Annotated in this window: 21 protein-coding genes and 1 pseudogene; 9 read left to right on the forward strand and 13 right to left on the reverse strand. The window is 58.3% G+C overall.

All coding sequences use genetic code 11. The features are described from left to right. Nucleotides 1-5 precede the first annotated feature (5 nt). From RX328_RS02640 to RX328_RS02660, 5 genes are all read left to right on the forward strand, one after another. Nucleotides 6-830, forward strand: a complete 825-nt coding sequence (locus tag RX328_RS02640; RefSeq protein WP_213251596.1) for an alpha/beta fold hydrolase — start codon at nt 6-8, stop codon at nt 828-830. 262 nt (nt 831-1,092) lie between these two features. Beyond that, complete coding sequence (locus RX328_RS02645; protein WP_249726385.1) at nt 1,093-2,160, forward strand: adenylate/guanylate cyclase domain-containing protein; 1,068 nt, start codon at nt 1,093-1,095, stop codon at nt 2,158-2,160. Between the two features lie 247 nt (nt 2,161-2,407). After that, the gene (locus tag RX328_RS43225; protein WP_409410786.1) at nt 2,408-2,881 is read left to right on the forward strand and encodes a tetratricopeptide repeat protein; all 474 of its coding nucleotides are present in this window, start codon (nt 2,408-2,410) and stop codon (nt 2,879-2,881) included. A 286-nt stretch (nt 2,882-3,167) separates the two neighbouring features. Continuing rightward, a complete protein-coding gene (locus RX328_RS02655) occupies nt 3,168-3,359 on the forward strand; it encodes a hypothetical protein (RefSeq protein ID WP_213251597.1) in 192 nt (63 codons plus the stop codon). 254 nt (nt 3,360-3,613) lie between these two features. After that, nucleotides 3,614-4,939, forward strand: coding sequence for a M14 family metallopeptidase (locus RX328_RS02660; RefSeq protein ID WP_213251598.1), 1,326 nt, complete (start codon nt 3,614-3,616; stop codon nt 4,937-4,939). A 48-nt stretch (nt 4,940-4,987) separates the two neighbouring features. Here the strand turns inward: RX328_RS02660 and RX328_RS02665 are convergent, their stop codons facing one another. Next, nucleotides 4,988-5,422 carry a hypothetical protein gene (locus RX328_RS02665; RefSeq protein WP_213251599.1) on the reverse strand — a complete coding sequence of 145 codons (435 nt, stop codon included), beginning with the start codon at nt 5,420-5,422 and terminating at the stop codon, nt 4,988-4,990. 219 nt (nt 5,423-5,641) lie between these two features. On the opposite strand from RX328_RS02665, the gene RX328_RS02670 reads away from it, so the two are divergent. Continuing rightward, nucleotides 5,642-9,016, forward strand: coding sequence for an ATP-binding protein (locus RX328_RS02670; RefSeq protein ID WP_213251600.1), 3,375 nt, complete (start codon nt 5,642-5,644; stop codon nt 9,014-9,016). On the opposite strand, the gene RX328_RS02675 is transcribed toward RX328_RS02670, so the two are convergent. The 8 genes and pseudogenes from RX328_RS02675 to RX328_RS02710 all read right to left on the reverse strand — a co-directional run. Then, nucleotides 8,982-10,268: a cytochrome P450 gene (locus RX328_RS02675; RefSeq protein WP_213251601.1), complete on the reverse strand. Its 1,287-nt coding sequence runs from the start codon at nt 10,266-10,268 to the stop codon at nt 8,982-8,984. The two genes, RX328_RS02670 and RX328_RS02675, sit on opposite strands and share 35 nt — an antisense overlap. A 933-nt stretch (nt 10,269-11,201) precedes the next feature. Beyond that, a complete protein-coding gene (locus RX328_RS02680) occupies nt 11,202-11,600 on the reverse strand; it encodes a hypothetical protein (RefSeq protein WP_213251602.1) in 399 nt (132 codons plus the stop codon). Between the two features lie 51 nt (nt 11,601-11,651). Continuing rightward, nucleotides 11,652-11,897: a hypothetical protein gene (locus tag RX328_RS02685; protein ID WP_213251603.1), complete on the reverse strand. Its 246-nt coding sequence runs from the start codon at nt 11,895-11,897 to the stop codon at nt 11,652-11,654. A 903-nt stretch (nt 11,898-12,800) separates the two neighbouring features. Further along, nucleotides 12,801-13,322 carry a hypothetical protein gene (locus RX328_RS02690; RefSeq protein WP_213251604.1) on the reverse strand — a complete coding sequence of 174 codons (522 nt, stop codon included), beginning with the start codon at nt 13,320-13,322 and terminating at the stop codon, nt 12,801-12,803. A gap of 385 nt (nt 13,323-13,707) precedes the next feature. Further along, nucleotides 13,708-16,902: a hypothetical protein gene (locus RX328_RS02695; protein ID WP_213251605.1), complete on the reverse strand. Its 3,195-nt coding sequence runs from the start codon at nt 16,900-16,902 to the stop codon at nt 13,708-13,710. Continuing rightward, nucleotides 16,899-17,171: a helix-turn-helix domain-containing protein gene (locus RX328_RS02700; RefSeq protein ID WP_213251606.1), complete on the reverse strand. Its 273-nt coding sequence runs from the start codon at nt 17,169-17,171 to the stop codon at nt 16,899-16,901. The genes RX328_RS02695 and RX328_RS02700 overlap by 4 nt, the downstream gene beginning before the upstream one ends. A gap of 136 nt (nt 17,172-17,307) precedes the next feature. Beyond that, the gene (locus tag RX328_RS02705) at nt 17,308-18,078 is read right to left on the reverse strand and encodes a site-specific integrase (protein WP_312018007.1); all 771 of its coding nucleotides are present in this window, start codon (nt 18,076-18,078) and stop codon (nt 17,308-17,310) included. 158 nt (nt 18,079-18,236) lie between these two features. Further along, nucleotides 18,237-18,434, reverse strand: a pseudogene (locus RX328_RS02710) (Arm DNA-binding domain-containing protein); the annotation flags it as partial. Nucleotides 18,435-19,287: 853 nt separating this feature from the next. On the opposite strand from RX328_RS02710, the gene RX328_RS02715 reads away from it, so the two are divergent. From RX328_RS02715 to RX328_RS02725, 3 genes are read left to right on the forward strand one after another with little or no spacing between them, the layout of a single operon-like run. Then, nucleotides 19,288-19,839 (forward strand): hypothetical protein, encoded by a 552-nt coding sequence (locus RX328_RS02715; protein WP_213251607.1) that lies wholly within the window; start codon nt 19,288-19,290, stop codon nt 19,837-19,839. Between the two features lie 32 nt (nt 19,840-19,871). Then, nucleotides 19,872-20,117, forward strand: coding sequence for an abortive infection family protein (locus RX328_RS02720; protein WP_312018008.1), 246 nt, complete (start codon nt 19,872-19,874; stop codon nt 20,115-20,117). Between the two features lie 59 nt (nt 20,118-20,176). Further along, a complete protein-coding gene (locus tag RX328_RS02725) occupies nt 20,177-21,202 on the forward strand; it encodes a PIN domain-containing protein (protein WP_213251609.1) in 1,026 nt (341 codons plus the stop codon). 123 nt (nt 21,203-21,325) lie between these two features. On the opposite strand, the gene RX328_RS02730 is transcribed toward RX328_RS02725, so the two are convergent. From RX328_RS02730 to RX328_RS02745, 4 genes are all read right to left on the reverse strand, one after another. After that, entirely contained in the window at nt 21,326-22,426 is a 1,101-nt protein-coding gene (locus RX328_RS02730; protein WP_213251610.1) for a murein L,D-transpeptidase family protein, read from the reverse strand. A 45-nt stretch (nt 22,427-22,471) separates the two neighbouring features. Further along, the gene (locus tag RX328_RS02735; protein ID WP_213251698.1) at nt 22,472-23,149 is read right to left on the reverse strand and encodes a nitroreductase; all 678 of its coding nucleotides are present in this window, start codon (nt 23,147-23,149) and stop codon (nt 22,472-22,474) included. A gap of 551 nt (nt 23,150-23,700) precedes the next feature. Beyond that, the gene (locus tag RX328_RS02740; protein WP_213251611.1) at nt 23,701-24,339 is read right to left on the reverse strand and encodes a 2-dehydro-3-deoxy-6-phosphogalactonate aldolase; all 639 of its coding nucleotides are present in this window, start codon (nt 24,337-24,339) and stop codon (nt 23,701-23,703) included. Between the two features lie 11 nt (nt 24,340-24,350). Beyond that, the gene (locus RX328_RS02745; protein ID WP_213251612.1) at nt 24,351-25,265 is read right to left on the reverse strand and encodes a 2-dehydro-3-deoxygalactonokinase; all 915 of its coding nucleotides are present in this window, start codon (nt 25,263-25,265) and stop codon (nt 24,351-24,353) included. Nucleotides 25,266-25,417: the final 152 nt, after the last annotated feature.

Genomic DNA, 25,417 nt, shown 5'->3' on the forward strand with positions numbered 1-25,417 from the left:
CGCCAATGAACAGGCGATCGATCGAAATCAACGGCGCCGAGCTAACCTATCTCGAGGCGGGCGTAGGCCCTCCCGTAATCCTAATCAACGGGCTGCTAGGGGACTATCGTTCGTGGCGCCGACAAGTCGATGTGCTTCGCCCGAACTACCGGGTCCTTGCGCTCAGCCAGCGCTACTACTGGCCGAACAAATGGCCGGATGACGGCGCGGGATTCAGTGTCGCCACCCACGTCGCCGACCTTTCAACCCTGCTGCGCCAGCTTGACCTGCCGCCGGTTCATCTCATCGGCCATTCCTATGGCGGCGGGGTCTCCGCGCAATTCGCCAGCGAGCGCCCGGACCTTGTGCGCTCACTAGTGCTGGCGGAGCCAGCCGTCGCGACGATTGCGCTGGACGATCCTGCAGTGCCGGGATTGCTGGCCGAATTTGGCGAGAACAGGAAGATAGTTTTCGAGGAATGGCAGAAAGGCAATCGGACTAAAGCTGTCGAGGAGCAACTCCTCTACGTGTTCGGCCACGAAACCCTCGACCGGATTCGGGGCGAGCATCTCGCCTTCATCAACGAGAATGCGGACGTAATCGGCGCGGCTTTCCGACCGCGGCCCCCGCCGCCACCGTTCGCGCCTGTGACCGCACGAAGGCTAACGATGCCAGTACTACTGATCGAGGGTGCCAGCACCAGACCTATCTTTCGGATCACCTGCGAAAAGCTAGCGAGCTATCTACCGGACGTACAGAGGGTCATCCTTCCCGACACCTCGCATGCCCTTTGTCTGGAGTCGCCTGGGCCCTTTAGCGAGGCCGCACTCCAATTCCTGAATAGCCATTGACTCGAACGCCAGGTACTCGCCCTCGTCACCCCGCCGTCGACCCTCGTTGATGCCGACAGAATAGCACTGCAATGTCACAGTCTGGCACGAAACAGACTCGCCCGCGCATTTCGCCGATGTCCGTAATTGATGGCAGAGGGGACGAAGCGCGTCCGGCGCCGGAGGTCAGTTGATGACCCAACTCGGACATGAGCATAGCCAGACATTGGTCCACAATTGTGCTATATGAACATTAAGTTTCCCCGAGCCCCGGGGGTGCATCTTGAGCAGAGAGCACGTAGAGCGGCGACTGGCAGCGATTCTGGCGGCGGATGTTGCGGGCTCTTGCCGCTTGATAGGGATCGACGAAGAAGGCGCGCTGGCGCAACTGAAAGCTCTGAGAAAGACGCTTTTTGATCCCAAAATCAGCGATCATCGCGGGCGCATCGTCAAGAATACCGGGGACGGCGCTCTCGTTGAGTTCGGGAGCGTCGTAGATGCTCTACGCTGCGCCGTCGAAATTCAGCGCGGCATGGCCGAACAAAATATCGATGTGCCGCCGGTCAAGCGGATCGAATTTCGCATCGGCATTCATGTCGGTGATATTGTTATCGAAGAGAACGATATCTTTGGCGAAGGGGTCAATATTGCGGTGCGTCTCGAAGAGATCGCAGAACCGGGCGGCATTAGCATTTCCGACGATGCTCGCCGGCAAATTCGTTGCAAGTTCGATATCGCCTTTGAGGACACGGGTTCGCAATCTTTGAAGAATATCGCCGAGCCGATACGGGTCTGGCGCGTGCGCATTGCCGCAATCGCTTCTCCGGCAATGGTAACAAACCTGTCGAGCGAAACTGCGCAGCCGCTCCCTCTCCCCGACAAACCCTCCATCGCGGTGCTGCCGTTCGAGAACATTAGCGGCGATCCAGAACAAGAATATTTCGCCGACGGCATGGTCGAGGACATTATTACCGGACTGTCGCGGTCCAAATCGCTTTTCGTCATCGCGCGACACTCCGCCTTTACTTACAAAGGCAAGGCCGTCGACATCAAGCAGGTCGGCCGTGAACTTGGCGTTCGCTATGTGCTCGAAGGCAGTGTGCGCAAGGCCGGCAATCGCGTTCGTATCTCGGGGCAGCTCATCGATGCCGCAACAGGAGCGCATCTCTGGGCCGACCGGTTCGACAGCCAACTCGATGATATTTTCGATCTGCAGGATCGGGTGACGAGCAGCGTGATCGGCGCACTCTCTCCTCAGCTTGAACGCGCCGAAATCGAGCGCGCGAAGCGCAAACCGACCGAAAGCCTTCAGGCTTACGACTATTATCTTCGCACTCGCTTGCTTTCATAAATTCACCAGTGAAGCGAACATTGAAGCGCTCAGGCTCACCAGAATTGCCAGCGGCCTCGATCCTGAATTCGCCGCAGCGTACGCGCTCGGCGCTCGTTGCTATGTACAAAGGAGAACTTTCGGCTGGAGAGTCGATACTGCTGCCCAGGAAATAGCTGAGGCCCGGCGGCTCGCGAGGCGGGCGCTCGAACTCGATAGAGACGATCCATCGGTACTCGCATGGGCCGGATATGCGCTCGCTTACGTAGTGGGTGAGGTCGAGGAGGGCGCAGCCCTCGCCTCGCGGGCGATAACTCTAGACCCAAATCTGGCTACCGCACGACATTGGAGCGGTTGGGTCCATCTTTGTCTCGGTGACGTAGATGCCGCGATCGAGCAATTCGAGGTCGCCTGGCGTTTGAGTCCCCTGGATCCACGGATCTTCATGATCCAGACCGGGCTGGCCTATGCTCATTTTTTCGCCGGCCGCAATGATGAGGCCTCAACGTGGGCGGCGACCGCTATCGGGCAACAACCAAATTATTTGACCGCACAACTTATCACGATGGCATGTCATGCGATGTCTGGACGGATTGAGGAAGCGCGAGAGATCTGCGCACGCTTAATGCAATTGAACCCGCCCCCACGAATATCTCGAATCAGGGCCAGGACCCCATTTCGTAGGGCGCAAGATATCGACAGATTGGCGCAGGCTTTCCGGATCGCGGGGATGCCGGAATGACCGTTATTGGCACATTTGAGACATGCCAACTGAAACTGAATATGTCCGTTTCTTGGGGAAGACCGGAAGTGTCCGGCCGACTGCCGAAACGCACTTTTGACCCTCAACGGACGTTCGGTCGGCATCTGCTGAATTCAGAAAGGTTCTGGGTTTGCCAATCTGTCCCAAGCGCGGCGGGTGTGGGCCTCATGGCCATTTTGAAAAGTGGCCTAATGTGAAAAATTGCAGACCGACAGTCGTTCCCGTGGTTTAATGCTGACATTGCGAAACGCCAAAGGAGGAATAAGTGAAATCTTTATTTTCGATCATTGCTGCTGCTGCGCTCGTCTTTGCTTTTTCACCGGAGGTAAAGGCGCAGCAACCTACAAGCGGAGCGATGAAATCTGCCGCCGGCACCTGGCAGCCGAAGAAGGCGTCCTATGGAAAGCGGATGAGGACCAATTGCGGCGCCCGTGGAAAAATGTCGGGGGCCTGTTGAGCTAAGCAAATCGGAGGCCGCCAACTAAGGCGGCCTCTTTCATTTCGAATGTCGCTTACTGGCACATTTGAGACATGCCCACGCACGGCAAAGATGTCTGATTATAGGGGTAGAGCGGAAGTCGTCGGTAACGACGCAACGCGCGCTCTTGTTCCCGGTGACAGCATGGTGCAACCTGCAGCGGTACTTGACCAATTGGGTGCCTTTCGATGACGCGATATCGGATTACGATCAGCGGATCGAACAAGACAGCAATGGCCGACCTGGTCCGCAAATACGACATCGAGGTTTCCGATCACGGGATTCACTTTCGTCCTGACGTCGGTTACACGGTGACCGCGTTCGCCACGCCGGCGGAAATCCGAGAGCTGCAGCGGAATAATTATCGTGTTGTTCAGCACGAGAACGCGGGCGAGTGGGGGAAAGCGCGGCAGGGCGAGGTTGGCGTCGGCAACCGCTATGCGCAGTCTGCCGACCTGCACTCGCCATCCTGCTTGAAACTCGGCGAGGGGTACCTCAATGTAGACGAAGTGGAATCCGCGCTCGCCGTCGCGGCTGCGGCGCCCTATGCAAACATCGCAACTCTGATCGCACTACCCAATCGAACCCACGAAGGTCGGCAGTGTCACGCACTGAAGATCGCGGGTAAAAGTGACGCCAACCGTGTCGGCGTATATTTCCTTGGCGGTGTCCATGCGCGAGAATGGGGCAGCCCCGACATCCTCATAAATTTCATAGAACAGATCGAACAAGCCTACGTCAACGGGACCGCTCTCACTTTCGGTAGCAGGACATTCAGCGCCGCGGACATCAGGACGATAGTCGATACCCTGGATATCCTGATCTTTCCGCAGGCAAATCCCGACGGCAGACATTACAGCATGAACGTCGACTGTAGATGGCGCAAGAATCGCCGACCGGCGCCAACGGGCGCCCCAGAATGTCTAGGCGTCGATATCAATCGAAATTACGATTTCCTCTGGGATTTTCACAAACACTTCAGCCCGTCATCAGTTCCGGCTTCAACTGATCCGTGTAGCGATTATTACATTGGCGAATCAAGTTTTTCCGAACCAGAAACCCAAAATGCTCGCTGGATCGTCGAACAATTCGCAAATACGCGCTTCTTTATCGACGTCCATTCTTTTGGAAAGCAGATCTTGTACCGATGGTCCGACGATGAAGATCAAAGTGTTGATCCCAGCATGAATTTCATGAATGCCGCCCATGATGGCGATCGCGGGGTCGCAGGCTCCTATAAGGAGTACATACCTGCCGGCGATCTTGCTACTTCCTTGTCCCTCGCCAAAGTGTTGCAGAATGCAATCGAGACAGTGAGAGGCACAAATTACACCATCGGGCAAAGCTATCCCGCGTCAGGCACATCGGAAGACTATTTCTACAGCCGACATTTTGTCGATGCCAGCAAGACGAAGATCATCGCTTTTACAGTAGAGTGGGGTGCCCAATTTCAGCCGCCTTACGCGGAGATGCAGCACATCATCGATGAAATCACCGCGGGTCTCCTGGCCTTCTGCTTGGAGATCGCCAATCTTTCTCAAGCCAACAGCGCGGCCTGAGTCGGGCCGCGCATACCTGGGGTCCGTCCTGAAGCCAGCCGGGTGAGATCAATATTTCCCGCGCCGGTCCGCGAAGGCCGACGTCATAGGCCTTGGAAATCCAGAAATAACAATCGTGTAGGTGGCGGGCGAGCCGGGCAAGTAGGTGCACGTTATAGATTTGGGATCCGTTTCATCCTTCCACGCAAACGAGATCAGTGTTGGATCGTCGTCACCGTTACTTTTCTTTCGGGTCATGGCGTGAATAACGTGCCGCTTGATCTCGTTCTGCACATCCTTCGGATACAAGTCGACATCACTTTTCCAGTGTCGAAGTTCAGCCCCGGTAAGGCCGTAGTACGCGGCCGTCAGATCGCCGAACGTGTAGTCACCGTTGCGAAAGATTTGCTTAAAGTGACGTAGCGCTTCCTTTATGTTCAGTTGGGAGAATTGATTGCTGATGTCGCCTTGACCGGGATGGTGTTTAGCTATGTCATGGCCCATGGCTGTCCTCGCAATACCTAGAAGAGCCGCGCTGAGGCCTAAACCTTACAATAAATCAGGTATCCGTCAAACTCGTCGACAGACCCGTATTCTTTGACAGCCTCTGAACGAACCGGACTGCGTCGTCATAGAGCTGTGCTGCGCCGCACGTCTTGCTTGCTGGCACCGTGGTTAGCGGTGTAGTTTGGGCCATCAATTAGCCAGTTACCGGTTGTTCTCATGGATTGCCTGGCATGCGGCACCTCGAACCCGGCAGAAAGCCCGCAATGTTTGAAATGCGGAGCGGCTCTGATCGAGCCTTGCGCTAGTTGCGGCGCGCCTGTCCCGCTCTCGAGCCGGTTTTGTGGCAATTGCGGTGCGCGGTCCGAGCGCAGCCAGGCAGATCGCGCCGATCAGGATTGGGATAAATTGGCGGCGCCAATACGACTTCCGCAGCATTTGGTGCGGCGCGTCCTTGACACGCGTGCCCTGCTCGAAGGCGAGCGTAAGCAGATTACGGTTCTGTTCGCGGACATCAAGGGGTCGACAAATCTGATCGAGGATCTCGACCCTGAAGAAGCTGAGTTGCGGCTTCGTCCGGCACTCGATGCGATGATCAATGCCGTCCGCCGTTACGAGGGCACCATTAACAGGGTGCAGGGCGACGGCATTATGGCTTTGTTCGGTGCGCCGATTGCGCACGAGGACAACGCGGTACGCGCCGCCTACGCGGCCCTGGACATCCAGAAGGATGTTCACGCGGCCTGCTCTCCTGATATTGCCGTTCGGGTGGGCCTGCACGCCGGCGATGTGCTCGTTCGAGCGATCCATAACGACCTTTCGATCGACTACGATGCTATTGGTCCAACCGTGCATCTCGCGGCGCGTATGGAGCAGATTGCCCCACCGGGCGCAATTTACTGCACGGCCAACGTGATGCGGATGACGATGGGATTCGTCGACGGCCAGCCGCTCGGGCAGGTCGCCGTAAAGGGGATTCGCCAACCGATCGACTTGTTTCAGATCGTCGGTCACACCTCGGCGCGCACCCGTTGGGAGGTGACGGCCGCCCGGGGGCTGACTCGGTTCGTTGGCCGGGACCACGAACTCGCGCGGTTACAGCGAGCGGTCGAGCTGGTTGCCGCAGGTTCCGGCCAGCTTGTTGTCGTCAGAGGCCAGCCGGGCACGGGAAAATCCCGGCTCGTCCATGAATTCCTGCAGTCCTCTCAATTGTCAGGTTGGCTGGTACTCAAGACGGCCGCCGCTGCCTACGAACGCGGTACGCCCTATCTGGCCATTTCCAACCTGCTGCGCTCATGGATCGGAATCCCGGAGCAGGCCCTTCCTGCAGAAGCGAGCCGCCGACTGTACGAGGCTCTTGCCGCCTTGCGGACAGGCTCCTCGATCTATGTTCCGGCGTTGCAATGGCTGCTCGACCTTCCAGTCGAGGATGCCGACTGGCCCGCGCTTGACGCCACAGAACGCCGGCAACGGATGCGCGCGGCGCTGAAGGACCTTTGCCTTTGCTGCGCCGAAAATCAACCGCTGCTGCTCTGGTTCGAGGACATCCAATGGACCGACGTCGAGACGCAAGGGGTGATCGACGGGTTGATCGAACTATTAGGGACCGCCCGCCTGTTCGTATTGGTTACGTGTCGGCCGGAATATGAGCATAAGTGGGATGGCAAGCCCTTTCTCACCGCCATCAATCTCGAGCCCCTCGAAGCTCAGGCGGCCAACGATCTGGTGCAGGGCCTCATAGGCGGCGACAACGCCGAGCTGCGAGCTCTCATTGTTGAGCGCACCGACGGAACGCCGCTGTTCATCGAGGAGACCGTCAGAACCTTGGTGGAAAACGGGGCGCTGCGGCTGCGTGCCGGCGGTTATGAACTGACCCGTCAGATCCCGGACATCCGGATTCCGGAGACGGTGCAATCAGTGATCGCCGCGCGCATTGATAGCCTCAGTCCAAAGCGCAAGTCATTACTGCAGATCGCATCCGTCATCGGATCAAGCATTCCCATCATGCTGTTGCGCGAGGTGGTTGATCTCTCCGAGTCCGAGCTTCAGAATCTCCTGGCGGAGCTCAAGGCGGCGCAGTTTCTCTACGAGACGCCAAATCCTATATACGCACAGTTGAAGTTCAGGCACGCTCTGATCCACGAAGTTGCTTATGGGTCCCTGATTTCGGCGAGGCGGCAAATGCTCCATGCGCGGGTGCTGCGCGGCATGGAATCGCAATTTCGGGACAACACATTCGATGTGGTCGAGAGCCTCGCCCACCATGCTTTCAACGCTGCGCTTTGGGACGAGGCCGTGAACTATCTGTATCAGGCCGGCGATAAGGCGGTTGAGTTTTCGGCCTACCAAGCCGCAGGCGCCTTCTTCGAGTCGTCATTGCAGGCGCTAACCCACCTGCCGCAGGATCACGAACGCCTGCGACAAGGGATCGACATCCGACTGAAGTTGCGCCCGGTCTTTGTAGCCATCGCCGACTTCGATCGACTCGAGCGCTATCTCGCTGACGCCGAGACGATGGCCGGCTCCATTCAGGACCAGCAGCGGCTGGCGGCAATCGACGTTGCCCGGGCATTCGTACACAATGCGCGCGGCGAGCTTGATGCGACCATTGAACGAGGCGCGCGGGCGCGCAACATTGCCCGTACAATCGGCAACATCGGTCTCGAAGTCGGTGCGGCCTTCTATCTTGGACAGGCCTACATGTGGCGCGGGGACTTCCGGCAAGCGGTCGCCGTGCTCGAGGACAACATGGCCTGGATCGATGGACCACTGCGGCATCAGCGGGTCGGTACGACCGGGACAAGCTCGGTGCTGTGGCTTGGCATGCTGGGCGCTTCCCAGGGCCGTTTGGGCAACTTTGCCGCCGCCATTGATACCGCGCGAAAGGCGTGCCTGATTGCCGACGAAGTCCGGCGTCCGGCGGACATTGCGATTGCCTATTGGTGGGCGGGCTTCGTCTTGGAGCATAAGGGCGATATCCCCGCGGCCCTGCAGTACTTGGAGCACGGATTCAACGTCTGCCGCACCGGCCAGATCAACTATTTGCTGCCGATCATCTCGACCTCGCTGGGCCATGCCTATGTGCTGGCCGGCCGTGCCGAGCAGGGAATACCGCTGCTTGAAAAGGCATTGGCGTTCAATCGCGGCGCCAAATTCACTTACGGCGAGGCCTGGTCAAGCGTCTATTTGGGCTTCGCTAACCTACTCGACAATCGCTACGGAGGGATGCTCGATCAAGCTCGAAACATCCTTGAGCTCGCACGAAAGCACGGGTACCGGGCGATTGAAGTCGACGCTCTCCACCTACTGGGAGACGTCCACCGAAATCCTTCCGCTCCGGCGCGAGAGGAGGCCGAGCGCTGCTACTTGCAGGCCTGTGATCTGAGCAGTGAACTCGGGTTGCGGCCCGAATATGCACGCTGCCAAATGGCTCTTGGGCAACTGCTTGTGGAATCGGGGCGCCAGGCGGAGGCCGAGCGGCTGATTGATTCGGCTGTCCAGCTCTGTCGCAGCATAGGAATGGTCGAGACGTCCATTAAGCCTGACCGCATGGCACGTCTCAATTCATCGAGTAGCGGAGAGGCAGTGTCTTAGGGCCGCCAATAAAGATTGACGCCGAACGCCGTGGCCTTCCAGCTATTTCGACCGATGTAAGCCGGCTCAGCAGTTCCTCGAAAAAGATTCGCATCTCGAGCCGTGCGAGATGCTGACCAAGGCAGGCATGGACTCCCTGTCCGAAGAGCGCGTTGCTTGAGGTGTTGCGATCCAATCGAAAGCGGTGCGGCTCATCGAAAACGTCCTCGTCTCGATTGCCAGAAAGAAAGCACAACATCAACCAGTCACCGCGCGCGACCCGCTGTCCGCTCAGTTCGACTTCGGCGGTCGCTGTTCGCATTACATGGTGCACCGGTGTGGTCCAGCGTATCGCTTCCTCAACGAACCTGGGAATCAAGCTGGCATCGGCCTTTAAGGTTTTGAACGCGTCTTCGTTCTCGCACAGTGCCCAAAGCCCACCCGAGATCGACGAAGACGTCGTGTCGTGACCGGCTGCTGCGACGATCACGTAATAACTGACCGCCTCGAAATAATCGATGGGCTTGCCGTCGACCTCAGCGTTGGCGATGGCGCTTGCGAGGTCTTGCGCGGGCGCCGCCCGGCGTCGTTCCATCAGCGGGACAAAGTAGGCCTGAAATTCTCGGAGCAAACGAAACAGTTCCTTGGCATGCCTAGCCGGATCACCGCTCCCGGCTTCACCATGCCCGAGGTCCATATCTTCACTTGCGAATAACTCCTGCGTCAGTTTGAGCATCCACGGCTCGTCCTGGGTTGGGACGCCGAGGATCTGCATCAGGACACGCAGCGGATAATGAATCGCGACATCGCGCACGAAATCGCAAACTGAACCGTGTGCAGCCATGCGATCGATGCTGGCGCGGGCAATGGCGCGGATACCATGCTCCAGTGAGCCCACTGTTTGCTGGGTGAACCAGGACTGGGTGATCCGCCGGTATTTCAGATGGTCCGGTTCATCCATGTGGACGAGGGTGCGGATGGGGTGCGGGCTACCACCGGTCAACGCGCGCGCCATCTCATCGGAAGCCCGTGGCACAAGGGTGTGCGCGCGGTCGCCGTTGTGAAATAGCTGATGCAGACGCATGATCTTGGAAATGTCGGCGTGCCTGGTCACTAACCAAAACGGATCAAAGCCTTGGGTTTCGACTCGACCAAGCGGTTGATTTGCGCGAAGCCACTGAAGCCCCACAAGAAGAGATTTTTGCCTCGCATAAGCCTTTGGGGATGCGATCAAGCGTCCAAGGCGGTCGGGTATTTTTTTGACCTCCTGCATGGGTCAATATCCTTAATCTCTAGCTCTTTGATTGCAAGCGAGAAGTACTACATCCATCTTGCGCGAAGAGATCGACCATCGTCTAGAAGAGGCGGCCTAGTCCGATGCGCCTTGCGGACATTGCGGTTAGCCGACCTTCAGTATACGCTTCCGGTGATGACCCCAAAGCGGACGCGCCGCAGCCCTGCGACCCCAAGCGCCGCCGCCCCATCGGCCGCGGCCCGCACGGCGTCATCCTAGAAACCGAGCTAGTGGCTACCGACGAGCTCGGCGTTCCCCGGGCGCCGGCCATCCCGCCGCGCTGCGTGACCGTGATTCCCCTCAACCCCGCCACCCCGCCGGCGCTGAAGCCCAGCGACTTCCAGGCCGGCCTGCGCAGCATCTTCACCCCCGCAGTTGAGAAGTCACGTAGCGCTCGGGTCAGAGCCCGACTTCACCGTGACGCAACTGTTTGACCGGGGTTGCGCCAGGGCGAACGAGGCTCGACTCGTCGCCACTGCCCGGCGTAGATGGCGCTGAAGACAGGTGCGGTTCATCTGCGTCTCGCCGTGCCATGCGTTCCTCCGAGTGTCTTCACGCACGCGCGGACGAACGCTCAATTTATGTTGGATGAACGTGCGATGCCGGCCGACAGCGCCGGCGCTGCCCGTTGCAGCAATCGGGAGTTCGGAACGTCCCGTTGGCAGCTCTGGTATTACTTTGCATCACATTAGCGCATACACGGGTTATGTCCGCTCCTGGCGGCACAAAACAGTCATGCCGCAGCAGTCACTGCATGTCCGCTATTGCAGACCTGGCTCAGACGCCCACAAACGCCAAAGTGCGACAAGCACAACCTTCGCGAGGGGAGGGCGGTTCTACCTTTGCACCTTGCTGAACCATCGTTATGTCACATTGCCGGCGACGCGACACAAAACGATGGAGGCTTCGCGATCACTCTCGCTCAGCGATTATTCGAGCGGCGCCAGGCTGCGCGAATGATGTCTTCCAGTAAAAGCCACCCCACCGCTTAACAACGTCGTTCTTAATCACAGATAGGATGAAGTCCGCGCGCTCATCCGGAGTGGACGCCGGCTTTATCATGATCATAAGCCTGCCGACGGCAACGGTCAAACGATCGGCCTCTCCCGTTCGATCATCGGTGTACAGAATGAAGCGCCGAACTGCGTTTGCTTCATCGCTCTCGATGCGTATGGTCACGCGACCATAGTTAAGGACACAAACTTGGTTGTTTGGTGAGTGGTCGCATCGCGGCTGGACATTTCCCCATGCCGGATGCGCGACAACTAAAAGAAGCATTGCATAAAGCAGCTTCGAAAATTGCAATATCATCTCCCCCTCGCGCAACTATTTGCATGGCCGTAAAGTTCGAAAAGCCGATTGTTAGACCAACTCGATATAGCCTTTAGCTATCGCATTCTTGAGTGTCCTAGGGTTGCCCTTCGCGCTGATGTAGTCGACGACGCTTGCTCCTTGCCTTGCGCTCTTAAAGAGCGAGGACCACCGCGCACGAGGCGCAGAACCCGGTTTGTGGGGGTTGCCGGTCCGGACGCGGTGGATTTTCTTTTTCTCCAAACGAGAGAACAGCTTCACGAGAGTTTCGATATCGCGATGGAGTTTTGCTGCCATGTTTTGACCTTTCCTCTTCTTGGAATGTGTAACATCGAGAGGTGGGTGCAGCGTGAAATGGCTTCCTAAAATTGTAAGTAGACAAGTTACCAATTATTGCTGAGTCTTCCCGCGAGCGGGGGCTACCCCGTGAAAAACGAGACTTAGGCTTCGTGGTTTGATGCCGGCAGTTCGATGCGGCTGAGACGGTGGGACCACGACAAGCCCTGATGACAGTCCGGACCTGAGAAACGTCGCGCAAATGGATGTCCGCTACGTGTTTCGCTTCATCGGACAGGGGGCAAGGCGCTCCCCGTAGCTTATCGGAGACTCTAACGCGCTTGTAAGAAGAGTGTACCTTTGCCCTCTGTTACGTCAGATCCCCTTAACAGGGAGACAAAGCCAATTGAGGCATGCTCATAACCTGCGCTCTGACTATGGGAGGCGGCGCCACACTTGTACAGCGGCATCGGGCCGCTAAGAGGTCAACGGACGTCTGGGTTTCTACTGGTTCGTGCAGTCCAGACAGCCAAGGTCACTGCCAAGCCACGGCGAATTGCACATGAACAGGCGGGAGCTGCGTTCCGCCTAGTTCTTGATTACCGGGCGTGACGCACGTACCCGCGAACTTGCTCTTTATATCCACCGCGCGTGAGATCGCGCACGCGCACAGCCGTCCACCCGAGCTCCGCCATGAGCTTCGCCAGCCGCCGGTACGCCCCCGCTGTGCGCAGGCGCTGAGGCACCTCGAGCACGTCTAGCACCGTTTGACTGCTCACACGTTCCTGGCCATCGAACTCAACCTTGCCGCGGACACGCTGCAGTCGTGCGAGCCAAGGGTCGGCAGGTGGCTCATACTCCATGCTCGTGGCCCGAAGCCTCTTTAATAAGGACATCTGTCGTTCCTCCCGTCAGCGTCGAAGCTCACGCAGCATCGCTGGCGCGTCTGTAGCTTGCCATGGTTTCCTCGTATTCCTTGGGCGGTGCCCAGTACGCGCCCGGTGTCATGCCGGCAAGCAGGCACGGCGGGAAACGCCTTTTCAAATTCTCATCTTTCTCTATGCCCCATAGGCCAGTATTCATCGCCATCAACCCGCGGGCAAAGTCGTTAAAGGACGGGTGCTTCTGGACGGCATAGTCCAGTCTGGATAACGATCGAGCGAAGAAACCAACTACGCCCGCCAACCCTCTCGCATTTCTGTAGTCCTCTACGTCTTCGTGTGACAGTGGGAGGAGCGGCGCATCTCTTGGGCCGTTGACTGCAAACCATTCGCGAGCACGGAGGGCCGCGACCGCTTTCTTCTTCTGCACCACAATTGGGTCGAGGCCCCAAACAAAACTGGCGTCAGTAACCGGGTTGCGACAACTTTCGCCGCGCTTGGCTTTGATTTTACTGAACAGACGGTCGACTACTTCCTCGATGGGGCTTTTGTAGTTGGCTTCCATGTTACTTCTCCTATGTGCGTGCGGCCGATCTGCCGCGACAATGCAACGTTAGGAGAGAGTGTTAGGGCTGAAGGGTAACTATTTGCATAGGATCGATGGCGTTGGAGTGAGTATTTTCACCTTTGCACCTATCTCGATCCGTGCACGGTCGCCGGCAATATGTCTCGACAGTGGCTGGCCTAATTATCTGAAAGTGATGTCCAAATAGTTGGCGGTTGAAGACGGTGCGAAATATGCGTGCGGGTTTTGCGTGCTTTGTTGGGTATATTTCCCTGAGCTAATTCTGAGCAATCTCCTCGCGTCGAGCCTGACCATAAAGGGGTGCGGAGCGATTGCTCATCCCTACCGGAGGTAAACAGCATCGCGAAACACCGCAAAGCCCGCACTAATCCTCTGCCGTCGAACTGGCCTTCCCTACCCTGAACTGATGGATTTTCGAATGTGAGTCCCTCTGTCGATTGAGGATGAGACCGTCGACGAATTTTTTCTGAATTCCGCTCGCCCAGTTTCCGAGGGTTTTTACATAGTCCAGCTTGACGCCGAACTTCTGCTCCGTTGCTTCCAAGAGAGCGGCTTCCTTATTCACCTGAGCCACATTCTCTCGATAGGCTCTTATCTCTTCCAGAACGTCAGGATCGGCAGGTGCGCTGCTGTCCTCCATGGCTTGGACTAGCCCATCTATTGTTGGAGTGTTGTTCAATTTCATGGCGGCGGTCGTTTTCGGCCCGGGGTAAAACGCCACGGAGAGGCCCGGGCGACGCCGGTCGGCTGCTCGCTTAAGAGCTGCATCAACTTCGGAGGCTTTGAACCACCGCTCTCGAAATAAATTATGTAGTGCCGACAGCACCGCTGCATCTTCTTGCTGCTCCGGATCGTCTAGTTTGTTTTTCTTGAAGTCTCCGCTCAGGTCGTGGCCGGTCAACCAGAAAATAAGATCGCGGACTTTGCGTTCCCATTCAGAAAAAGAGCCCACAGCGGGAAGTCCACTACGGGGCATGTCGGCGAGCCGATAGGCCCGCATTATTGTATAATAGTCGCTTAGAAGAGCATCGCGATGCTTGGCCACGTAGTCCTCAGGAGTGTAAGGGAATACGTCGCTCTCGGGACTCGCGGAGCGCGGGAGAATGTTGATCTTGATGCCGCGCCGGCTCATGTCACCCGAAATCTGAATGTTGTTGCCATTTGCCATTAGGAAAGTACGGCTTCGGACGGTTATCGCCTCTAGCTTGTTAAACTGTCGAATGGTCGCTTCTCCCTCAGACAGGATCATTTCTAGCGTATCGCCGCGCAGCACTCGACCGTTACAATTGTCCATCACCAACATAGCTGGGCTGGCAAGAAGCATCGTGTCGAACCGCTTTTTAAATTCGTCGTCGTCATGTCCCCACGACATGAAGGGTGCGGTGGTACCTAGCGCTAGATGCCCGATGGCACGACAAAGCTGTCCCTTGCCCGTACCGGCCTGCACACCATTCACAACAAACATGGGAGCCGTTCTCATGTATGGCCTCTCAATGGCGGTGAGGTTTGCGGCCAACACTTGCAGGGAGCCGCTCTCGAGGTCCTCAAACGCGTAATATTCGTATGGTTTCATAACCCGCCGATGAGCGGCTTTTGCATCGTCTAGCGTGGGGAAATCTGGAACGACCAACTTTGGCGCACGGTCAACGAAGATGCCCGTCTCCGGGTCGTATCCCGGTTCGGCCCTGATAGTCCCGTCATTCCGAATGAACGCAACCCGAGCAATTCCCACGAGCAGGCGCGCAGTGTAGCGACCGCGCCGCTGCGTGATGTAATCCGTACAAAAATCGCGAGGGGGCTTGCACCGCTTCCAGCGAAGTTCGCCCTTGCCACCGGTCGGCGCCATCCACGACAATCGTTCCGCGCGCTCGATGACGTCAGCAGGGAGTGCCGGTGTTGTGCCCGGCAGGTCACCACCCCATCTCTCAAGACCTGGCTTTTCTTGATCTGGCACGCGGAGGATGGTGAGGATGTCACCGGAGGTGAAGGTCGATGTGTCAGCGGCCACGACGTTATCGAGCGCCGTGCGGCAGGCGACTTCGTTGCCGGGGACATAGTTGACAGTTTTCTCACTGCTGGAGCCCGGCCCTTGCTCAGACGAGCCCGACTGGGAACCGGAATAATTTACCGTGGTGGTAACAACTGGCCTGATGTTGAGCGGTGATTTGCCCTTCGCGAAGAGCGGGCACGTCTTGCACGCTTCGCAGCCAGCACCCGCAATTGCGGCGCAACTGGGATATCCAATTCCTCGATCAGCCCGCTCAGCCACTTTGCGATCGTAGAGCGCCTGTGTGTCAGCCGGGGAATACGATGGGTGGCCTTTCGAGATGGCGTGGGCGATCGCATTGCCGTTCTCCATGAATGTCGCGCCGAGGACCGAGTACATCCAGAGCGCGTTGTCATAGCCCGCGCCCCCGGTAAGGAGCGCCTCCTTGTAGAAGCCGCACTGCTTGAAGATCGGGCGCGCGTCGAGCAGCGCCTCTTCATGTGTGACGCCGGCACCGAGCGTGTCGCTGGGGTCAGCCTTGATGACCGGCGGTGCGCTGAACCCGGGATGGCGCACGCCGTCGACGAACAGCTCGACCACGGGCTTGGCGCCGGGGGTCGCCGTCATCGGGGTGGCGAAGTCTCGGATGAACCCGAGCTGCGGCTCGAAGTCGTAGAGCTTGAGCGGCATCGGAGCCAGCGTCACTGGGCGCGGCGTGCCATACTCGGGCTTGTGATTGAAGGTGCCTGGGACGCGCAGCAGACGCGCGATGTCTGTGGTCAGGCCGGTGTCGCAGAGGATGTTGTTCGCGAGGAGCAGGTTCTTCAGACCGCTGGCGTATGGCTGCCACTCTCCTGGTGGCATCGCGGTCTTGCTGATCCAGTAGAAATGGATGCCGCCCCCTGAGTACACGATCGCGCTTGGCTGTGGCAGCCCCACCGTCCTGACGAACAGCAGCACCGCCTTGAGCGCGGTCGCGATGTCTGGGTACTTCGGCTTCTTGCCGGGCTCGCTCACGCCGACGTCCACATCGATCCAGATCGCTTTGACGAGCAGCGCGTTGGCGGCGAAGCGAACAGCCTTCGGCTTGCACTTGCTGTTCTGCTTCATCTGGCTCTGCAGCGAGGTGCAGAACCAGACGTCCTTGAAGTTGTTCGTGGTGTTGATCCACGACGCCCTGGAGACAAACTCGGTCACGGTCCGGAACGGCCAGCCCATCCCCTTTAGCAATGGCGTGCCAGGGGTGGGCTTCGGGTTGAGCATGGAGTAGTGGATGTTGACGTAGCCGGGCTCGTTCGGTCGCGGCCACGCCGCCACTGCCGACATGAACTCGGTCATCGTTGGCGTATACTCGGTGGGCTGTGGACCTGATGTTACCGTGGCGGTAATTTCGTCGGTTTCACTCACGTTCGCGTAGTCTGCTTGTGGAGCTGGGGCGTCTGTTACCATGGCGGTAGAAAGACCGGCTTCGACGGTCTCCTCAGCTGCGGAGGTGACACGCGCGCCCGACGCGGTGTGGGCGTCAATGCATCCAGCGGTCAGCGGAGCCAGTTGCGCGTCTGCGGTGCTCATCTGACACTCCGGCGTCGGCGCGCCTGTTTTTTGATGACCTCGTTGCCAGGCTGTTCGGTGTGCCCAAGCATCTCAGTACGCTTTGAGTGCTTCGCTTCGATCTCCGGGAATGACTTGAGCCACCGCTCCAAGTCCTCTGAAAAAACAATGGTGCGTGAGCCCCTTTTATGGGCAACAAGATGGCCTTCGTTGATCGCTTTGTAGACGGTCGTTCGGCCTGAGTTCGCGTTTTTGCAGACTTCAGGAATGCTGAAAATTAAGAGTGACATGCTGGTCTCCGCTGGTGATCGGCATTCGCCGGAACGTGCCCGCACTGGCGCGGACAGCTTCAATCAAAAGCGGAATGGTAACTAACTTGTATACGTTGCGCTGGACGTCTGCCGAAGCGTCGCTAAGCGCCGTTTGCTACGTAGTGGATCGCCTTGAGCCTTGGGCGCGATCCTCTTGGGGTGTGGAATATGCTGCCCAGTCCTCCATCAGTATTCGGCGCTTTTCTAATGCGTCGCTTCGGCGGTATGCTTGTTCGGCCTTGTCGCCAATCACGTGAGCCAATGCCGTCTCGATTAGCTCACGCGGGAAATTCGATACGTTTCCTGCCCAGTCACGGAAACTTGAGCGAAAGCCGTGAACGGTTGCTTCATTAACCTTCATTCGCCGCAGCATCATTTCCATGCTCATGTTGGAGAGCGGCTTCCCACGTGCCTGACCCGGAAAGACGAACTCGCCGATTTTCATTGTCTCCAGGTGGCGCACAATAGCGGTGGCGCGCGAGGATAATGGCACACGGTGTTCGCGCCCCGCTTTCATGCGATTTGCGGGTACTGTCCAAATATTGTTGTCCAAGTTGATTTCGGACCATCTCATTCCCAATATTTCGCCTGACCGAGCAGCAGTTAGGATGCAGAGTTCCAGGGCCAGCGCGGCAATCGCCTCACGCGTCCGGAGCTTCGCGACGAAGGTCGCGACCTCTTGATAGGGCATGGCCGCGTGGTGACCACGAGACAGCTTTGAGGGCCGGGGCAGAAGGTGATCCAGGTGACCGCGCCACCGCGCGGGATTATCGCCGCCACGGAAGCCTCTGGCCTTGGCTGCATCGAGGACCTTTTCGATCCGGCCTCGTACCCGGGACGCCGTCTCAGCCTTAGTTGTCCAGATCGGTTTGAGAACACTAAGCATGTCATCCGTCCCGATGGTGTCGACAGGCTTTTTCGAAAGCCTGCGGATAGCGCTTCGCGCACTTCATCGGCCAATTCGCCGAACGTGGGAATGCCACCTTCGCGCTTGCGCTCCTCAATGGGATCTACGCCCGAGGCAATCTTCCGGCGGGCACTGACAGCTTTCTCGCGGGCGTCGGCAAGGGGGACGCTGGTGGCGCTACCAAGTCCCATCTCCTTGGCCTTGCCTCTCATTGTAAAGCGCAGCACCCACTTCTTGGCACCGGTTTTGGAGACCAACAAGTAAAGGTTGGCGCCGTCACCGTACTTTCCCGGCTTGGCAGTTTTGACTTTTCGAGCGGTAAGGTGGCCGGCCATGATAGGGTCCCTATCCGGACCCACTAGTTCTGGAAGCGCCTAGTCATGAACGGTCCGATCCCCTGCCGCGTCGGGCAAGCGGTCCCCAATTCAGTCCCCAGGGAAAACGTGGCTAGCGACGAACAGCGCCGAATGGCCGCGGACAGGTTGTTGCTTTCCTCCATAAAATTATTAACATATTTAGAGACTTAACGGCCGCGCACGAACGCGGGTGAATAGTCGTTCGTCGGCCACTCTCTCCGCCAGCTATCCTTGAAACCGTTAATCTTTTTGCCAGTACGCGCGTCGCAACGGGTCTGGCCTGCGCGTCTGTGTGAATAGTACGGATAGCGCGACTCGACCCCTCGACTCTGCCGGGTAACGCCGCAAATATGCACGCATCTGTCGAGCCCGATTCGCCTCGCCTTCACAAAGCGACTACCGAGCGGACAACTCGTACAGCCGATGGCCTGACCCGTCGCAGACCTCCGATCAAAAGGAGCATCCGAGACGATCCTCAGGGTGACGTGGGGCTATCTGCGGTGGTTCTAGAACGTCAAGGATGGGCCGATGAACCTGTAAACGACGGCTTATTCGTTCGACAGGAGCTTTGAACCGCAACCCCTCATTTGGGCGAGCGGCCGGCTGCTGCCCGGAGGACAGAGTATGCGAAAGCAACTCATAATCCGGTGTTCGATCAACATCGACTTAGCGGACTGCCTAAGGGCTGTAGCGTTAATCGTCTATCTTCTGCATTGAACAAGGACGGGGTTGGCGTTGGCCAGCCCCGTTCTCTCGTGCCGTCGGCACGGTCGCTCCGCAAAGGAAGGTTGGCCGCGCGTTTTCCGAAACAGTCGTGTGAGAAGATGCGACGATGGTCCAGTTGAAGCACTTTGAAAAGAGAATTCTCGAAGACGCGCTAGACATGGGCGGCGGCTACGTACTCAATTTTTCTGATCGGACGTTTGCCGAGTTTTTCGATGACCACGGGATCACGATCTATCAGGAGAAGTACGGCTTTAACGGCCCATCGAAGGCCAAACACATGCGGGCCTTCATCGAAGTCGAGGATGCTTTCACAGTCTGTCGCGTACTCCGGCAGCTATGGGAGCATCGGGAGAGTATTCCTCAGTACAGCCGGGCCGACGCCACAGCGCAGCTCAAGACGAAATTCTTTGCCTTGCTCGATAAGCTGGAAAGCGGCAGCGAAATTCCTCGCACGGATGCGATCGAGCGTTTCGCTCGTGACCAGACGCTAGACGAACTGGTCGCTTCGATCGAGCGCGACATCGGAGCGAACCGTCCGGCCGCGGCGCTCGACCGCCTTCACACGTACTGCATGAAAAAATTTGGGCACCTCTTGGACGTGCATGGTGTAACTTGGGATCGAGCAGAACCTCTGCAGAGCCGCGTCGGCAGTATGTGAGGGCGCTCGGGCAAGAGCGGAACCTGCGGGACGTGACCGCGCAAATTGTCAAGAATGCGATTGGGGTGTTCGATAAATTCAACCATGTGCGCAACAACCAGTCTCTTGCCCACGACAACGAGTTGCTGGATCAAGCTGAGGCGCGCTTTATCTATGACTCCGTTACTGCCATTCTGCGGTTCATCAAAAGCATTGAAACTAACCAGTTCGACGCCGCCGGTGCGACGGCCGCGCCCGTGACGGCGACCGCCGCCAACGATGGAGACATTCCGTTTTGAACGAGAAAGCATAGCCGATTGGCGGCCACTAGGTTGCCGGTGGCTTAGGGGCGCGATGAATGCTGAAGATATTGGTCGATACCTGCGTCTGGCTCGACATGGCAAAGACGCCAGCGCAGTCCAAAAACCTCGGTATTCTCCTGCACCTGCGCGCCGACAAACTGATCAACTTCATCGTGCCAAAGGTCGTTCTCGAGGAGTTCAGCCGGAACCGAGATCGGATGATTGCTGAGTATGCAAAAAGCGTCACCACCACCTTAAGCCGCGCCAAGGAGATCGTAGTCCAGCAAGGTGGACGGAGACGCTCCAAGACACTCTGGAGGTTGTTCGATGAGACCGACAGCCCGATCAAGACTCCAAAAACCATAGCCGAGACGGCGGCCGATCAAATCGAAACGCTCTTGCAGGCTGGCGAGATTATCGAAGTAACTGATGCGGTGAAGCTCCGGGCATCAGACCGAGCCATGCAAAAGAAAGCGCCATTTCACCGGGACAAGAACAGCTTCAACGACGCTCTGATCATCGAAACGTATGCTGAATACATCAAGGAACACGACAAACCGCGCGATCGATTCGCGTTTGTGACTCACAACATCCGCGACTTCAGCGACCCTGCCGGAAATCACAAGCTAGCTCATCCGGATTTTGCCGACCTGTTCTCAAAGAGAAAATCGCGATACTGCGTCAACATCGGCGATGCACTTAACAACATGCATCTTAAGGGGCCTTTAGCCTGGTTCTTCGAGGATGACCAAGCGATCCGTAGCGTCAGCGACATAACCGATGCAATCGAGGAACTGGAACAGAAGATCTGGTACGATCGGCATATGGTGTCCCGGCACAAGATCGAGCGCGGAGTAGAAAAGCTCGTACCAAAGCTCCCTGACGTGCCTTGGCCAAAGAGGAAGAATCTAATTCAGCAGGACATTTGGGAAGGTGCGCTCAAATCTGCGGCTAAGGTTGAAAAGCGATACGGAAAAGAAAATCTTGGCCCATGGTCTAAGTTCGACTGGGGAATGATGAACGGCAAGTTGTCCGCCTTGAGGTGGGTGCTGGGTGACGAGTGGGACTTGCTGGACACTTAGCATGTGTTGCGGGCGGCGACCGGACCAACGAGTGACACATCGGCCCGGTGTCCTGATGAGCCGACGAAATGTCGATGCCAAGCGTGGTCTGCCAATGACACATCGCTGACGTCGGACAAGAGTTTAGCACTGGCCCAACGGGAAGCCGGCACGGGCCGCATCACACACAACCGGTTTGGAGAACGACGTACCAAACCATTTGCTCGTCAACGAGCCGTCATTGTCGATCCAGGGGATCGGTGGCAATTGCGGCAGGTAAGATGCATACGGCATTACTTTCGCAAGCGTCACTCTACCCGGAAACTGTGCGAGGAACGCCTTGTTCATTCCGCCGTCCAGTCCGCTGTAGATCGGGACAGCCGGCACGTTGTCTTCAAGCAATCGCGCGTATTCGAGCTCGTCGGCGCGCCTCTTCTCCAGCGCCCGCCGCGCGATTTGCGGATTGACGACGAAGGGGGGACATTTTTCGGCAGGGTTGAACACAAGAGGGGACGGCGGATTCGGGGGAGGTTGCGCATCGAATACATAGCGGCGGTTGCACACATCCACCCTCGGTTCGAGTTGCGTCGTCTCGAAATGATCGTTGCCGATCTTGAGCATTTTCCAGAAGGAGAGGTTCGGATTATTTCGATGCCGCGCCAGATTCGCTGGCGTCAAGCGGAACGGATAGGCCTGGACCTGGAACGACGGCCGGCCGCGGAGTGAGTCGCGCGCCAGCGAATAGATTTCGCTGATCTGTTCGTCGGTCATGGCGTAGCAACCGCTCGACCAGCAGTCGCCGTGGATCATGAGGAAGCTGCCGTTGCGCTTGTTCGCCCTGTCGAAGCTGTTGGGGTAGCCGAGGTTAATCGAAAGATAGAAGTTGGAGTTGGGATTCATCAACTCAGGCGTAATTGTATAAAACCCTTCCGGAGCCTGTCGGTCGCCCTCGTACAACTTCGGCCCGAGATCGCCCGACCACCGGCAGATCGGATAGGTCTTGAGGAATTGGAAACGGCCGGCCGTGTCCTGCTTCCAGACTTCGAGCTCCGCCTCTTCCTTGAAGAGACGCACAACGATAGGTGAATACTTTGGCATCTTCTTCTGTTCGAGCAGCGCGAGCAGCTCGGCCGGTAATTCCTGTGTCGCCTTGGCCGGCAACGGCTGGCTGCTTTCGCCAAGGCACGTGACCGGCGTCAAGGCAGCGGCAAAAGCCGCCGCCAGCACAAGTGCACGTCGGACCATGGCGCGGATCACTGCTGTACCTCCAGCCCTTCCGCCCGCGCGCCGCTACTTCTCAAACCCGACGAACACCGTAGCTTCCTCAACCGACTTCCGCTCGGACACCACCGCATTCGCCGGAAAATTTTCATCCGGCCAGCCCAGCGCGATGCTTTTCATGATGACCTGATCGTCGGCTATCCCTGCGTGCTCGCGCACTACGGGTGATTGCATGATGCCCTGGCTGTTGATCACGGCGCCCAGCCCGCGAGACCAGGCGGCATTGACCAGGGCGGTCGCCACGGCGCCGCAGTCGAAGGGCGTATCGTCGCTGCCGTCAAGCACGCGGTCATAGGTGATGATCACGCAGACGGGCGCGTCGAATTGGCGGAAGCCGCGCAGCACCCAGTCCTGGCGCTTGTCCTTGTTGTCGCGCTCGATTCCCATCGCGGAGAATAATTGCTTGGCGACGCCGACCTGCCGGTCGCGGTGCTTGCCTGCAAAGGGCTGGCCCGTGCGGAACTCGCGCGATTGCGGGATGCCCGCCACCATCCGTTCCGTGTTGCCGGCGCGGATCCGGTCCAGCGGTTCGCCTGATATGACGTAGAAGTTCCAGGGCTGGGTGTTCATCGACGACGGGGCGCGCATCGCCAAACCAATGATTTCCGCAATCAGCGCCTTGGGTACCGGATCGGGTTTGTAACCGCGGATGCTCCGGCGACCGAGAATAACATCATCAAACTGCATCTGCGTGGGATTCCCCTGACACTTCTGAACCAGCCTGGATTTTCGCGGTTTCTGCACCCTCGTGCAAGCGACGAGCCGCCTGCGTGGGCCTTTCACCTGGTGGTCACTTCCGACTCGCGTCGGTGACGCGTCCTCAACGAGGTACTCACGCGGATGGAAGCTGTCACGACGCAGCATCCGATCACAGGCAGGGGACGTCTGACGCCACAACAGACAGAGTCCGTTGCGTGCCCGTGGTCGTTTAGCGGATTTCGTGATGGTGAAATTGTGCCGCTGATTTGCCCGACGTGTCAAATTTTCGGTCCAGACCGTCGGTTGCGGCGGCCGCCGGCTACTTTGCATGGGGTTGTTTTCGATATTTTTGATGGAGCCGCGGCGACCCGGCGCGACGGCACCGCGTAGGCTCTTCAGGCTGTTGCTCAAATCGTGGGTTTTGGTCCAGGAAGGTCGAAAATGCTTTGTCTTTCAATGGGGATTGACTGACACTCTCTCCGCCACCGCCTTCGCGCGCTTCGGCGCGGCATGCCCGCGCAGGTCGGACCCGCGCTGATCTACCCCACCTGTTGAACAGCCATGTCATACGCCTCGATCGTCGCCTTGGCGCGTGTGGCGACTTCCGCCGCCGTCATGCCGGGCTTGTAGAGACTGCTGCCGAGGCCGAACGCCAGAATGCCGGCCCGGGTGTAGTCCGCGAAGTTTTCGTCGGAGACGCCACCCACGGCGGCGATCATCAGGTCTGGGGGAAGCACGGCGCGAATGGCGGTAATCCCCGCTGCACCAAGCACGCTCGCCGGAAAAAATTTCAGGCTCGAGGCGCCTGCCTTGGCTGCGAGCAGCGCTTCCGTAGGGGTAAAGACGCCCGGCATCGTGACCATGCCGAGCGCACCGGCTCGGCCGATGATTTCGGGATCGACATTAGGGGTCACCAGCAGCCGCCCTCCAAGATCGTGGAGCCGCTCGACAGCTTCCAGCGTCAAGACCGTGCCTGCCCCAACCAGGATTCCAGCGGGCGCCCTCCTGACGGCGATCTCGATGGAGCGGAAAGGATCCGGCGAGTTCAGCGGGATCTCGATCGCCGTCATGCCGTTATCGATCAGCACGCTGACGATACCCTCCGCCTCCTCGGGCCTCACGCCGCGCAGGATCGCGACCAGCGGACGTTTCATCGTGGGAAATGGGACAACGCTCATCGTCTGATCCTTCAAACGTTCCAAATCGAGTGAGCGGCCATCGCAAGGCCGCGACGGACCGCATCCTCGGCACCGATTGATCGGACAGGAACGGAAACCGTGTCAAACGCCAATTGATAAAGCATCTGGAGCCTCCCCGATGCCACCAGCGTGATGCCCGCCCTGCGAGCTTCGCCGGCGAGCCCCGCCGCCAATTCGAGACCAATCAAGGTGCCCGATATTTTTTCGCGGGCGGAGGATGGCGTGCCGCCGTAGAGAAGCTGACCCGATCGCACGTGGAACAACAGATTGGCGACGAGCGCTGGAGTCTCGAACGCGGCCGTGACCGCTGACTTGAATGTGTCGATATCTTCCGCTTCATCGGCGCCGGCCACCGCGTGGGACAGGATCGTTTCGCGCGACACGACGTCGAACAGCTCGCCCGTCATGAACGTGGCGAAGCGCTCGACGGTCCCGCCACTCGCCCTGACCCATTTCGAATGCGTGCCCGGCATGCAGACGAGCGCGTCGTCGGCCGCGTCCAGGCCCAAGGCGCCGAGCAACTGTGTTTCCTCGCCCCGCATGACGTCCGGCGCCTTGGGGTCTCGTTGTGCGATTCCCGGCAGGATGCGGACGTCACGATCCTGTCCCGGTACCACGACGGCCTGCTTCAGGATCGATGCGAGCCGCGCCGGCGTATCGACGTACCCGGCTTCGACCCATCCCTGCCGGGCGCCGGCCATGCCGCAGATGACAACGGGCAACCCATCCCCGGCGGCGACGGCTTTTAGATGCGATTGCAGCACGGTTGCGAAGCCAAGCTTGCCTGCCGCTATCATGCCCTCGTGGCTGCGCTGTTCTCCGAGCACGTTGCCGGCCCGGTCGACCAGCCAAAGCCGAAAACTGCTCGTGCCCCAATCGACCGCGACGTATGCAGCCTCGCTCATTTCAAGTCCGTCCCGATGCTACTCTCGCGCCTTGAGGACATCGTATCACGCCGGTGTGCCGGCGAGCTACGTTCGCTTTCCATTTGATTTGCGGAAGCGCAAACAGCATGATCCGAGGTCATGCGAGGCCAGGCATGTTTGCTGCGGAGCGG

It is taken from the genome of Bradyrhizobium sp. sBnM-33, from assembly GCF_032917945.1.
In the GTDB taxonomy this organism is placed as follows: Bacteria; Pseudomonadota; Alphaproteobacteria; order Rhizobiales; family Xanthobacteraceae; genus Bradyrhizobium.